The sequence below is a fragment of the Roseibium sp. HPY-6 genome, assembly GCF_040530035.1.
GTDB lineage: Bacteria > Pseudomonadota > Alphaproteobacteria > Rhizobiales > Stappiaceae > Roseibium.
The window spans coordinates 3,181,542-3,195,104 of sequence record NZ_JBEWCD010000002.1 but is presented as its reverse complement, the minus strand read 5'-3'; the positions used below and the strand labels follow the sequence as shown (position 1 = coordinate 3,195,104).

At 57.0% G+C, this 13,563-nt stretch carries 10 protein-coding genes; 8 read left to right on the top strand and 2 right to left on the bottom strand.

The genetic code is table 11. The features are described from left to right. Positions 1-11 precede the first annotated feature (11 nt). Positions 12-749, top strand: a complete 738-nt coding sequence (locus tag ABVF61_RS25755) for a DUF502 domain-containing protein (RefSeq protein WP_353996372.1) — start codon at positions 12-14, stop codon at positions 747-749. On the opposite strand, the gene recG is transcribed toward ABVF61_RS25755, so the two are convergent. Beyond that, a complete protein-coding gene (gene recG, locus ABVF61_RS25750; protein WP_353996371.1) occupies positions 750-2,852 on the bottom strand; it encodes an ATP-dependent DNA helicase RecG in 2,103 nt (700 codons plus the stop codon). It abuts the gene before it with no gap. Positions 2,853-3,097: 245 nt separating this feature from the next. On the opposite strand from recG, the gene ABVF61_RS25745 reads away from it, so the two are divergent. Continuing rightward, on the top strand, positions 3,098-3,412 hold the full coding sequence (locus ABVF61_RS25745) for an FAD assembly factor SdhE (RefSeq protein ID WP_353996370.1): 315 nt from the start codon (positions 3,098-3,100) through the stop codon (positions 3,410-3,412). Positions 3,413-3,429: 17 nt separating this feature from the next. After that, on the top strand, positions 3,430-6,915 hold the full coding sequence (gene mfd / locus ABVF61_RS25740; RefSeq protein WP_353996369.1) for a transcription-repair coupling factor: 3,486 nt from the start codon (positions 3,430-3,432) through the stop codon (positions 6,913-6,915). A gap of 30 nt (positions 6,916-6,945) precedes the next feature. Here the strand turns inward: mfd and ABVF61_RS25735 are convergent, their stop codons facing one another. Continuing rightward, on the bottom strand, positions 6,946-7,596 hold the full coding sequence (locus tag ABVF61_RS25735) for a protein-L-isoaspartate(D-aspartate) O-methyltransferase (RefSeq protein WP_353996368.1): 651 nt from the start codon (positions 7,594-7,596) through the stop codon (positions 6,946-6,948). A gap of 124 nt (positions 7,597-7,720) precedes the next feature. Between ABVF61_RS25735 and ABVF61_RS25730 the strand changes: the two genes are divergently transcribed. The 5 genes from ABVF61_RS25730 (at position 7,721) to lpdA (ending at position 13,543) form a co-directional block, all read left to right on the top strand. Further along, positions 7,721-8,062: an FtsB family cell division protein gene (locus ABVF61_RS25730; protein WP_353996367.1), complete on the top strand. Its 342-nt coding sequence runs from the start codon at positions 7,721-7,723 to the stop codon at positions 8,060-8,062. Between the two features lie 174 nt (positions 8,063-8,236). Continuing rightward, a complete protein-coding gene (gene pdhA, locus ABVF61_RS25725; RefSeq protein ID WP_353996366.1) occupies positions 8,237-9,286 on the top strand; it encodes a pyruvate dehydrogenase (acetyl-transferring) E1 component subunit alpha in 1,050 nt (349 codons plus the stop codon). Positions 9,287-9,300: 14 nt separating this feature from the next. Next, positions 9,301-10,680 (top strand): pyruvate dehydrogenase complex E1 component subunit beta, encoded by a 1,380-nt coding sequence (locus ABVF61_RS25720; RefSeq protein ID WP_353996365.1) that lies wholly within the window; start codon positions 9,301-9,303, stop codon positions 10,678-10,680. A 16-nt stretch (positions 10,681-10,696) separates the two neighbouring features. Next, a complete protein-coding gene (locus ABVF61_RS25715; protein WP_353996364.1) occupies positions 10,697-12,028 on the top strand; it encodes a pyruvate dehydrogenase complex dihydrolipoamide acetyltransferase in 1,332 nt (443 codons plus the stop codon). Positions 12,029-12,100: 72 nt separating this feature from the next. After that, the gene (lpdA, locus tag ABVF61_RS25710; protein WP_353996363.1) at positions 12,101-13,543 is read left to right on the top strand and encodes a dihydrolipoyl dehydrogenase; all 1,443 of its coding nucleotides are present in this window, start codon (positions 12,101-12,103) and stop codon (positions 13,541-13,543) included. Positions 13,544-13,563: the final 20 nt, after the last annotated feature.

The window sequence follows — 13,563 nt, the reverse complement described above, 5'->3', positions numbered from 1 at the left end:
GGTTTTTGCCCATGAGCCGCAACAAACATAAATCAGAAGACGCAGCGATCAAAGGACATCGCGCTGGTCCGGCAACGCGCCTCAGAAACTATTTCCTGACCGGTCTGGTGATAACAGGTCCGATCGGCATCACGCTGTGGCTGACCTGGACATTCATCAAGTGGGTGGATGGCTGGGTAAAGCCCTTCGTTCCAAAGGTCTATAACCCGGAAACCTATCTGCCGTTTCCCGTTCCGGGATTCGGGTTGATCGTTGCGATCTTCGTTCTGACGATCGTTGGTTTCCTTGCCGCAAACTTTCTGGGACGCAGTCTGATTTCCGTCGGCGAAGGCATCGTCGGCAGGATGCCGCTTGTTCGTAATATTTACAGTGGTTTGAAGCAGATTTTTGAGACAGTGCTTGATGAGCGTGGAAACAGTTTTACCAAAGCAGCGCTTGTCCAATACCCACGCAAGGGTCTTTGGGCAATCGTTTTCATCTCGACCGATACCAAAGGCGAGGTTGCCAAGCGTCTAAAGGACACGGCGGAGACGGTATCCGTGTTCCTGCCGACAACCCCGAACCCGACCTCCGGCTTTCTTTTGTTCGTGCCGAAGGAAGACGTGATCGAACTTTCCATGGGCGTTGAAGATGCAGCCAAGCTGGTGATTTCAGCCGGACTTGTCAGTCCTGACCTTCCTGAGATTTTCGAAGATGTTATTGCGGAACCGGAGAAACTGGAGCGTATCCGTGAGCGGGAAGAAGCCTGATCACCCAGCCCGCAAAAGCCTGATCGCGGCATCTCTGCCGAAAAGATAAAGCAGGCAACGAAGCGCTTCGCCGCGTTTTGATTTGAGGTCAGGATCGGTTTGAAGAATGAGTCGCGCGTCATCGCGCGCGACTTCCATAAGGTCGGCGTGTTCGTCGGCGCGCGCAATGCGAAAGCCCGGTGTGCCGGATTGCCGTGTTCCGAGAATTTCACCGCCGCCACGCAGCTTGAGATCCTCCTCTGCAATCAGGAACCCGTCATTGGTCTCGCGCATGATGTTAAGCCGGGCCCCGGCCGTTTCTCCCAAGGGCCCCTTGTAGAGAAGAACGCAGGAAGAGGGTCTGTCGCCGCGGCCGACACGGCCCCGGAGCTGGTGAAGCTGAGCCAGTCCGAAGCGTTCTGCGTGTTCGATCACGATGATGGTCGCATCTGGAACATCAACACCGACTTCAATCACGGTTGTCGCAACCAAGACTTTTGTCGCGCCCGTCTTGAACGCCGACATGGCCGCGTCTTTCTCATTGGCGCTCATGCGCCCGTGAACAAGCGAGACTGACTGCCTGAGAGCGTGCTCGAGCACGCGGTGCCGGTCCTCGACAGCGGCGAGGTCAATTTTTTCCGATTCTTCAACCAGCGGACACACCCAATAGACCTTTTGCCCCTCCGAGATGGCTGAGCCAACTCTGGAAATGATTTCATCCAACCGATCCAGCGAGACGGAAACGGTTTTGATGGGTTTGCGCCCGGCCGGTTTATCCGTGAGTCGGGAGACGTCCATATCACCGAAACAGGTGAGGACGAGCGTGCGCGGGATCGGTGTTGCCGTCATGACCAGAACGTCGACGCCCTGGCCCTTTCCGGAAAGGGCGAGGCGCTGATGGACGCCGAACCGATGCTGTTCGTCGACGACGACCATGCCAAGGTTCTTGAAGGAGACAGACCCTTGAAAGAGGGCGTGCGTGCCGACCACAAGGTCAATCTCACCGGCATCAAGCTTTTCCTGAAGAAGGCGCCGTTCCTTTTGGCTGTCCTTTCCGGTCATCAGCGCAAGGCGGATGCCAGCCTTCTGGCAAAGCGGTTCCATGGAGGCAAAGTGCTGGCGCGCGAGGATCTCGGTCGGCGCCATGAGGCCGCCCTGGGCGCCGGTTTCAATCACCTGCGCAAGCGTTGCGAGGGCTACAACCGTTTTACCGGAGCCAACATCGCCCTGAAGCAGCCTGAGCATACGAGTCGGCTCCGCAAGATCTTCATTGATTTCGCGAATCGCGTTCGCCTGGCTTTCGGTCAGTTGAAACGGCAGGGCGTCAATCACGGCCTTTTGCAAAGCGCCGGAAGGTGTTCTTGCGATGCCGCCGAGCGTTCGCATGTTGGCGCGTACCATTGCCAGTGCGAGCTGGCTTGCCAGCAATTCGTCGTAGGCAAGGCGTTGCATGTAAGGTGACTGCGGCTCAATGTCCTGGCGTTCTTTTGGCAGGTGAAGCGTCTGCAGCGCGTCCTGAAAGTCCGGCCAGCCGGTCTGATGGTGATGCGCTTCATTTTGCCATTCCGGCATTTGCGGAACGCGCTCAAGCGCTGCGCGCATGGCTTTCTGCAACGTTTTGGAAGCAAGCCCAGCCGTCAACGGATAGACCGGTTCAATCGACGGCATTTGCTCCGCTTCTTCGGGTTTGAGCGCGTAGTCCGGGTGCACCATTTGCGGTCTGTCGTTGAACCACTCCACCTTGCCAGAGACAATTCTGCGCTCGCCTTCAGGAAATGTCTTTTCAAGCCAGTCCCTGCGCGGGTGAAAAAAGACGAAATCGATCTGGCCCGTTTCATCAAAAGCCGAGATTTTGTATGGCGCTTTGGAGTGCCGGGGCGGTGCCTGATGTCTACCGACTGTGATATCAAGCGTGACGATATCGCCATTTTCCGAATATGCGATGCCAGGTCTGTGTCGACGGTCGATCAGGCTGTGCGGGACATGAAACAGAAGATCGGCAACCGTTGCATCCCTGTCGGGTTGCCCGCCAACGAGACTGGAGACGAGTTTTGCAATCTTGGGTCCTATCCCGGGCAAGGTGGAGACGGGAGCAAAAAGAGGATCAAGAACCGGCGGGCGCATTTTCTGTCGGTTTCTAACCTTTAAGACGGTGCTTTTCGGGAACCTTCCTGTTGGTTTTGCCATGAAGGGAAGTTGGAGTGCAAGCTGCAGAACATTATGTGAACAAATAAGAGCGCCAATTTCATGCAAGACGCTGACATTCTCGAATTACGGCGTTATATAACGTCACTCTTTGACTATCCCCGGCTGAACCATCGCAACTTGGATGTCCGATCCCTGCCGGAGGATTTCCTGATAGGCTTCACATGTCCGATCCAACTACAAGCAATGATAACCCGCAGGGTGACCGTGACCCGCGCCGCAAGAAAATTCTCTTCCGGTGCTGGCATCGTGGCATGAAGGAAATGGATCTCCTGCTTGGCGGCTTTGCCAACGCGCAGATTGACACGCTTTCAGAGCCAGAACTTCTGGAGCTGGAGCATCTTTTGACGGCGCATGACCAGGATCTCTATGCCTGGATGACCGGCCGCAAGCCATTGCCCCCGGAATGGGACGGGCCTCTTTACCGGCAAATCATCGCCTATCACGAAGCGTCCGGCCCTGCCGGTTTCATGAAGTAACGAAAAGGACGTTTTCTGTGTTCGACAGCCTGCTCAAGGATCGGGCCAACGTCACGCTGGCAGGTGTGCCGGACGGCGCGGAAAGTTTCGCGCTTGCCAGGATCCTTGCAGAGAGTGACGCTGATGGTCTCGCGCTTGTGTTCGTGGCGCGCGACGCAACGCGCATGGCGATGGTCAGTGAAGCGCTTGCGTTTTTCGATCCGACTATCGACGTCATTCAACTGCCTGCCTGGGACTGCCTACCTTACGACCGCGTGTCACCCAACTCGGCGATCAGTGCGCGGCGGTTGCTGGCGCTCGGTCAGCTGGCGCGCGGTATTGCGGCCGGAAAAAAGACGATCCTGCTGACGACTTTGAATGCGGCATTGCAACGCCTGCCCGAACGCAGCTTCATGGAGGAGCAGACATTTTCCATGGCGCCGGGCAACCAGGTCGATATGGCGGCGATCACCAACTGGCTGGAGATGAACGGGTTCTCTCGGACGCCAACCGTACGGGAAACCGGAGAATATGCGGTTCGCGGTGGCATTGTGGATCTTTTTGCTCCTGGTGCTGAAGAGCCCGTGCGCCTCGATTTTTTCGGCGACACGCTGGAATCCATCCGGTCGTTCAATTCCGAGACGCAGCGAACATCCAAACAACTCAAACGGCTCGACCTTGTGCCAATGAGCGAGGTAGTCTTGTCGGAGGATGCGATCTCGCGCTTCCGGCGCTCCTATCTTGCCCAATTCGGTGCAGCCAGCCGTGAGGATGTCCTATACCAGTCAATCAGTGACGGTCGTCGCTATGCCGGCATGGAGCACTGGTTGCCGCTGTTCCATGAACGGCTGGAAACACTTTTCGATTATATCGCCGACACGCCCGTCGTATTGGATACCAACTCAGCGGACGCTGTGCGTGAGCGAGCGGAACAGATCGTCGAGCACTATAACGCCCGTCAGGACGCCCGCGAGATGGGGTCTGCGTCTGGTACTGTTCCGTATATGCCGATCGAGCCGGACAGTCTCTATGTCTCGCAAGACGCTTGGACAACTGCGATCGCCGACAGGGCAAGCGCGGTGCTCGATCCGTTCACGCCGCCGCCCGGAAGCGGCAAGACCGTCGTGGAAATCGAAGGACGGCAGGGACGCAGCTTTGCGGCAGAACGTGCGGCCGGAGATGTCAACATCTTCGATGCTTTGACGGGCCATGTGCGTGCGCTTCAAAAAGAGGGCAAGCGCACCGTCATTGCCTGCTGGTCCGAAGGGTCGCGCGATCGCCTGGGTCAGATCCTGGGCGATCACGGCTTGGGCTCGGTTCAGGATGTTGAAACGCTGGACGGTGTCGAAAAACTTCCGGCAAAGACTTCGGCTTTGTGTGTTCTTGGAATCGAGCACGGCTTTGAACTCAAGGACATCGCCTTTATTGGCGAGCAGGACATTCTCGGCGACAGGCTGGTCAGAAAGTCCCGCCGCAAATCCAAGGGTGCGAATGTCATTACCGAGGCAACGGGGCTTTCCGAAGGAGATCTCGTTGTCCATGTCGAACATGGAATTGGCAGATTCATTGGCCTGAAAACCATCGAGGCCGTCGGTGCGCCGCATGATTGCCTGGAACTGCAATATGCAGGCGGTGACAAGCTTTACCTGCCGGTTGAGAATATTGAACTCCTGTCGCGCTACGGCTCCGAGGATCAGGAGGCCCAACTCGACAAGCTCGGTGGAGGCGCTTGGCAGGCGCGTAAGGCGAAACTCAAGAAGCGCATTCTTGAGATCGCGGACGGCTTGATCAAAACCGCGGCGGAGCGTGCTCTGAAGACTGCGCCGGTGGTTGAAACGCCGGAAGGGGTCTACGACGAGTTTGCAACGCGCTTTCCCTATGAAGAGACAGAAGATCAGCTGACGGCGATTGATGCGGTTTTCGATGACCTGTCATCGGGCCGGCCAATGGATCGCCTGATCTGCGGTGATGTGGGGTTTGGCAAAACCGAAGTGGCCCTGCGCGCAGCATTCATTGCCGCCATGTCCGGCCGTCAGGTCGCTGTCGTTGTGCCGACAACGCTTCTGGCGCGTCAGCACTACAAGACCTTTTCCGAACGCTTTCACGGGCTGCCGATCAATGTCGGTCACGCGTCTCGGCTTGTGCCTTCCAAACAGCTTACATTGACCAAAAAAGGCATTACCGACGGGTCCGTCGATATCGTTGTCGGAACACACGCGCTCCTTGGAAAATCGATCCAGTTCCGCGATCTCGGCCTGCTGATCATCGACGAAGAGCAGCATTTCGGCGTAAAGCACAAGGAGCGGCTGAAAGAGCTGAAGTCCGACGTCCACGTTATGACCCTGTCGGCAACCCCAATCCCGCGCACGCTGCAACTTGCCCTGACGGGCGTTCGTGAATTGTCGCTGATCGCAACGCCGCCGGTCGACAGGCTGGCCGTGCGGACTTTTGTCTCGCCTTTTGATCCTTTGGTCGTGCGTGAGGCATTGCTGCGTGAGCATTATCGCGGTGGTCAGAGTTTTTACGTTTGTCCGAGGCTCTCTGATATCGCCGACAGGCTCGCTTTCCTGGAAGAGCAGGTTCCGGAACTGAAGGTCGCGGTTGCCCACGGCCAGATGCCGCCCGGCGAGCTGGAAGATGTCATGAACGCCTTTTATGAGGGCAAGTACAACGTTCTGCTCTCAACCACGATTGTCGAATCAGGACTGGATATTCCAACAGCGAACACGCTGATCGTACACCGTGCGGACATGTTCGGCCTGGCGCAGCTTTACCAGTTGCGCGGACGAGTTGGACGCTCCAAGACACGCGCCTATGCGCTCTTCACAGTGCCTGCCAACAAAACACTCACGGCGACAGCCGAACGGCGGCTCAAGGTGCTGCAATCGCTGGAAACGCTCGGAGCCGGTTTTCAGCTCGCGAGCCACGATCTGGACATTCGCGGGGCAGGGAACCTTCTTGGCGAGGAACAGTCAGGCCACATCAAGGAGGTGGGCTTCGAACTCTACCAGCAGATGTTGGAAGAGGCGGTCGCCCAGCTCAAAGATGGCGGCGCGGATTACGGCGAGGAACAATGGTCGCCACAAATCAATATCGGTACGCCTGTTCTCATTCCAGAGGACTATGTCGCCGATCTCCAATTGCGCCTGCAGCTCTACCGCCGGTTGGGAGATGTCACTGAGGCGGAGGAAATCGACGCATTCGGTGCTGAACTCATTGACCGGTTCGGACCCTTGCCGGAAGAGGTGCAGCATCTTCTGAAGATCGTTTACATCAAGGGACTGTGCCGGAAGGCGAATGTCGAGAAAGTCGATGCCGGGCCGAAAGGCATTCTGGTCAGCTTCCGCAACAGCGAGTTTTCCAACCCGGCCGGGCTCGTTTCCTATATCGCCGAGCAGGGCGTACTCGCAAAAATCCGACCAGACCAGCGAGTTGTGCTGACGAGGGATTGGGAAAAGACGGATTCGCGGCTCAAGGGGACTGCCACCATTTTGACGAAACTCGCGCGATTGGCAGCTGCGTGATCCGCAGTTCAACAATGCGCCTATGAGAGCTTACATCGACCAACCTTCTTTGCCGACAAGGGGTACGAAGGCGACGCCGCCATGGTTCTCGGTTTCAAATTTGTCCTTGGAATGTCTGCGAATACGCAAAAGGTCCTGGGTCATTTTGCTGTTGCCGACAGGAATGACCAGGCGGCCACCCGATTTCAGCTGCTGTTTCAATCCTTCGGGAACAGCTGGTGCCCCTGCAGAAACCAGGATCGCATCGTAGGGGCTCCTGCCAGGAAAACCTACTGTTCCATCGACGCAATGGACCTCGATTGAGTCGCAGCCGAGTGTGCCGAGCACAACGCGAGCATTCTTTGCAAGTTCCGGGATTCGCTCAACAGTGACCACATGGCCGCATAACTCCGACAGAACAGCGGCGGCGTAGCCGGATCCTGTTCCAACCTCCAGAACCGTGTCAGTTGCGGAAAGGTCAAGCAGTTCACACATCAGCGCAACCATGTAGGGCTGCGAAATCGACTGGTAATGGCCGATGGTCAGTGGCATGTCCCTATAAGCATGATTGGCGAGTTTTTTCGATACAAACAGATGTCGCGGGACCGTCCTCATGGCAGCAAGTACACGTTGGTCCTGAAGACCGCGGCCTTCAAGTTGCCGCGAAACCATTTCATCCCGTTCCTTTGAAAATCGGTCCATGTCCAGTCCCCAGGTCATTCGCGATTTAGCCGACATTTGAATGACTGTCTCAAGACTCTATTAAACCTAACCCCGCATAGTGGAGAAACAAAGAGACCAACAGTTCAGCGTTAAGGTCCCAAGAGTGCCCCGAGCAGCTACCCGCCAGCGAAAACAGTCTTTCATTCGCCGCCTCATCACGCCTGTGATCGCTATTGCGGCGCTTGGTTATTTCGGATTTCACGCCATGAGCGGTGAACTCGGTCTGGTTGGCCGCGCCATGATCGAGAGCAGGGTCTCGGAGCTTGAGGCTGAGCTTGAACTTCTGTCGGAAGAACGGCAAAAACTTGTCGCTCGCGTCAGCCTGCTTCGGCCCGAAAGTCTCGATCCCGATATGCTGGATGAGCGAGCCCGGCTGAACCTCAACCTTGTGCACTCAAACGAACTTGTCGTCCTTCGGCCCGGACATCGCTACAGCATGAACTAAAAACAAGTTCATTTTTCATGATTAACAATATTCTTGTTAAATTCTATTTTTCTCATCTAAAGCAACAATTTAAATCGCTTCAGGTTCCCGTTATAATTGGATTGGATTGACAGGAGCAACAGGATAAGTTGCAGCTACCTGTCTTAGGGGAAACGTCACGCCGAGAAGAGGGTTATGGCCACAGCATCAAAGACCACTTCCGCTCGCTCCAAGAGCGCTAGCCGGACCCGCAGCACCGCCAAGAAAGCGAAGCCTGCGATCGCCGAGTTCGACAAGGACGAAGAACTTCACGCATACCGCGAAATGCTTCTGATCCGCCGATTTGAGGAAAAAGCCGGACAATTGTACGGCATGGGCCTCATCGGCGGATTTTGTCATTTGTATATCGGGCAGGAAGCTGTCGTGGTCGGTATGCAGATGGCCAAGAAGGACGGCGATCAGATGATCACCGGCTATCGTGATCACGGCCACATGCTGGCAATGGATCTCGATCCGGGCGCCGTCATGGCGGAACTCACCGGCCGGCGCGGCGGTCTTTCCAAAGGGAAGGGCGGGTCGATGCATATGTTCTCCAAAGAGAAGCATTTCTACGGCGGCCACGGCATTGTCGGTGCGCAGGTATCTCTTGGAACCGGTCTTGGTTTTGCCAACAAGTATCGCGGAAACGGCAACGTTTCGATGGCGTTTTTCGGAGATGGCGCGTCCAACCAGGGCCAGGTCTACGAGAGCTTCAACATGGCGGAACTCTGGAAGCTTCCCGTCGTTTACGTGATCGAAAACAACAAATACGGCATGGGTACGAGCGTAAATCGCGCCTCGGCAACCACGGATCTTTCCCAACGTGGTGCCTCCTTCGGTATCCCCGGTGAACAGGTTGACGGGATGGATGTCCGGGCCGTCAAGGCAGCGTCCGACAAGGCATTGGCCTGGTGCCGGGATGGCAAAGGACCGTACATCCTGGAAATGATCACCTACCGGTATCGCGGTCACTCCATGTCCGATCCCGCGAAATACCGTTCCAAGGATGAAGTTCAGAAAATGCGGACCGAGCACGATCCGATCGAGCAGGTCAGGGCCCGGATGATCGAAAAGGGTTGGGCGAGTGAAGACGACCTGAAGGCGATCGATAAAGATGTCCGCGCAAAGGTCGCCGAAGCAGCTGAATTTGCGCAGAACGATCCGGAACCGGACGCATCTGAACTCTACACCGACATCTTGCTGTAACGCCGGGGGAAGAAATGCCGATTGATATTTTGATGCCGGCTCTCTCGCCGACAATGGAAGAGGGCAAGCTCGCCAAATGGCTGAAGGCCGAAGGTGAAGCAGTCACTGCGGGCGATGTGATCGCCGAAATTGAAACCGACAAGGCAACGATGGAAGTCGAAGCCGTCGACGAGGGTACGCTTGGCAAGATCCTGGTTCCTGAAGGGACCGACAACGTCAAGGTCAACGAGAAGATCGCCGTGCTTCTTGGTGAGGGCGAGGATGCGAGCGCAATGGATGCAGCCGCTGCTGCTCCGGCAGCCGCACCTGCTCAGGCCGAGGCACCGAGCGCACCTGCAGCACCGGCTGCTCCCGTAGCGCCCGTTGTTTCCGAGCCTGCGGAAGACCCGGAAATTCCGGCCGGCACCGCAATGAAAACCTCCACTGTCCGCGAAGCGCTGCGGGATGCAATGGCGGAAGAAATGCGCCGTGACCCGGACGTTTTCGTCATGGGCGAGGAAGTGGCCGAATACCAGGGTGCCTACAAGATCACCCAGGGTCTTCTGGACGAGTTCAGCGACAAGCGCGTGATCGATACACCGATCACCGAGCATGGCTTTACCGGGCTTGGCGTCGGCGCTGCCATGGCCGGCTTGCGGCCAATCGTCGAGTTCATGACCTTCAACTTCGCCATGCAGGCGATCGATCAGATCATCAACTCCGCTGCGAAGACGCTCTATATGTCCGGTGGGCAGATGGGAGCACCGATTGTCTTCCGTGGCCCGAACGGTGCGGCGGCACGCGTTGGTGCACAGCACTCGCAGGATTATGCATCATGGTATGCCCATGTGCCGGGTCTGAAGGTGGTTCAACCTTATTCCGCGGCCGACGCGAAAGGTCTGTTGAAGGCCGCGATCCGCGATTCCAATCCGGTCATCTTCCTGGAAAACGAGATCCTTTACGGTCATTCCTTCGAAATTCCCGACATGGACGATTTCGTGCTGCCGATCGGCAAGGCGAAGATCGAACGTGGCGGTACCGATGTGACGCTTGTTTCCTGGGGCATCGGCATGACCTACACGCTGCAGGCGGCGGACGAACTGGCTGGAATGGGTATTTCGGCTGAAGTCATCAACCTGCGCACCATTCGACCGCTCGATATCGAAACGGTTCTTGCTTCGGTGCGCAAAACAGGCCGGATCGTCACTATCGAGGAAGCTTTCCCGATGTGTTCGGTCTCGTCCGAAATTGCTTATCAGGTTCAGGAAAAAGCGTTCGATTATCTTGACGCTCCCGTCTTGCGGGTGACCGGCAAGGACGTTCCGATGCCTTATGCGGCAAACCTTGAAAAGCTCGCGCTGCCGAGCGTTCCTGAAGTCATCGATGCGGTTAAGGCCGTGACCTACACAGCCTGAACCGGGGGAGACGGACATGCCAATTAATATCACCATGCCGGCCCTTTCCCCGACGATGGAAGAGGGCAACCTGGCCAAATGGCTGGTCAAGGAAGGCGATCAGGTTTCCGCTGGCGATGTGATTGCCGAGATCGAAACCGACAAGGCCACGATGGAAGTTGAGGCCGTCGACGAAGGCACCGTCGGCAAGATTGTCGTTCCTGCCGGTAGCGAAGGCGTCAAAGTCAACGAACTGATAGCGGTTTTGCTGGAAGACGGTGAAGACGCAGGTTCCATTAATACCGCAGCAGCTGCGGCTCCTGCACCGGCAGTCGCCGACGCCCCGGCCACAGCAGCGGCTCCGGCCGCCGCCGCAGCTGCCCCTGCGGTTGCTGCACCGGCCGGTCCGGCACCGGTCGCTGCCGATGGTGCCCGTATCTTTGCTTCTCCGCTTGCAAGACGGCTTGCCAAGCTGAACAGCCTTGATTTGTCCGCGCTGAGCGGGACCGGCCCGCACGGCCGGATCGTCAAGCGGGACATCGAAGCAGCGCTCGCGGCTGGCACGGGCAAAGCTGCCCCCGCGGCCGAGGCGCCAAAGGTCGCTGCTGCATCGGCCCCCGCCGCAGGTCCTTCGGCAGATCAGGTTCTGAAGCTTTTCGACGAAGACAGCTACGAACTTGTCCCGCATGACGGCATGCGCAAGACCATCGCAAAGCGCCTGACGGAGTCCAAACAGACAATCCCGCATTTTTATGTTTCCGTGGATGTCGAGCTGGACGGGCTGCTGGCGCTGAGGTCGCAGCTCAACGGAGCAGCAGCGACCGACAAAGACGGCAAACCGGCTTATAAGCTCTCCGTGAACGACATGACTATCAAGGCGCTGTCATTGGCGCTTCGCGATGTTCCGGATGCAAACGTGTCCTGGACCGACGAGAACATGGTCATGCACAAACATGCAGATGTGGGTGTTGCCGTCGCCATCCCGGGTGGCCTGATCACGCCGATCATCCGCCGGGCGGAGGAAAAGCCGCTTTCTGTCATCTCAAACGAGATGAAGGACCTCGGCAAGCGAGCCAAGGAACGCAAGCTGAAGCCGGAAGAGTACCAGGGTGGTACGACGGCGGTTTCAAACATGGGCATGATGGGCGTCAAGGACTTCTGTGCCGTCGTCAATCCGCCGCATGCAACGATCCTCGCAGTCGGTGCCGGTGAAAAGCGCCCCGTTGTCAAAAACGATGCGCTTGCTGTCGCGACCGTCATGACGGTTACGCTTTCCACGGACCATCGCTGCGTCGACGGTGCGCTTGGAGCGGAACTGCTCGCCGCGTTCAAAGGCTATATCGAAAATCCGATGAGCATGCTGGTCTGATGCATGCTTTCCGGCGCGGCGGTAACGTCGCGCCGTTTTCGAACGAAGACTTCTTTCGCCGGGGAAAACACCATGGCTGATACCAACTACGACGTGATCATCATCGGCTCGGGGCCGGGTGGCTACGTGACTGCAATCCGCGCCGCTCAACTCGGCCTGAAGACGGCGATTGTCGAACGTGAACACATGGGCGGCATCTGTCTCAACTGGGGCTGTATCCCGACCAAGGCGCTGCTTCGCTCCGCCGAAATCTACCACTATATGCAGCACGCCAAAGACTACGGCCTTTCGGCTGACAATGTTTCTTTTGACCCTTCTGCAGTGGTCAAGCGCTCGCGCGGTGTTTCCGGCCAGCTTGCCGGCGGTGTCGGCTTCCTGATGAAGAAGAACAAGGTCGATATCATCTGGGGCGAGGGTAAGGTTACCAAGGTTGGCGAAGTCACGGTTTCCAAGACATCCAAGAAAGCCATGGAACCCCAGCATCCCGCACCGAAAGGCACCAAGGGAGAGGGCGTCTACAAGGCCAAACATATCATCGTGGCGACTGGTGCACGCCCGCGTGTGATCCCGGGCATCGAACCGGACGGCAAGGATATCTGGACTTACTTCGAAGCCATGGTTCCGCCTTCCATGCCAAAGTCGCTCATCGTCATGGGCTCCGGCGCGATCGGTATCGAGTTCGCCTCGTTCTACAAAACCATGGGTGCAGACGTCACAGTTATTGAAATGATGCCGACCATCATGCCGGTCGAAGATCCGGAAATTTCGGGTCTTGCCAAGAAAAAGATGGAAAAGCAGGGCATAAATTTCCTTCTAGAAGCCAAGGTTTCGCAGGTCAAAAAGGGCGCAAAGGGCGTTACCGCAACGGTTGAGACGAAGGACGGCAAGAAGCAGGATCTGACAGCTGAAAAGCTGATTTCGGCAGTCGGTGTTGTCGGGAATATCGAGAATCTCGGTCTTGAAGTACTCGGTGTAAAAACCGACCGTGGCTGCGTTGTCATTGACGGATATGGCCGCACGAGCGTTCCGGGTATTTACGCCATTGGCGATGTCGCGGGGCCGCCGATGCTGGCGCACAAGGCAGAGCATGAAGGCGTCATCTGCGTTGAAAAAATCGCCGGCAAAGACGTTCATGCGATGGACAAGTCCATGATCCCGGGCTGCACCTATTGTCACCCGCAGGTCGCCTCCGTCGGCCTCACGGAGCCAAAGGCCAAGGAAGCAGGCTACGACATCAAGGTAGGACGCTTTCCGTTTATCGGTAACGGCAAAGCAATTGCTCTTGGTGAACCGGACGGTCTGATCAAAACGATCTTCGATGCCAAGACCGGTCAGCTTCTGGGCGCGCACATGGTCGGTGCTGAAGTCACCGAACTGATCCAGGGTTATGTCGTCGCAATGAACCTTGAAACCACCGAAGAAGACCTGATGCACACGGTCTTCCCGCATCCGACGCTTTCGGAAATGATGAAGGAATCGGTGCTCGACGCATACGGAAGAGTTCTGAACATGTAGCGCGGTACGCGGGCTGCAGC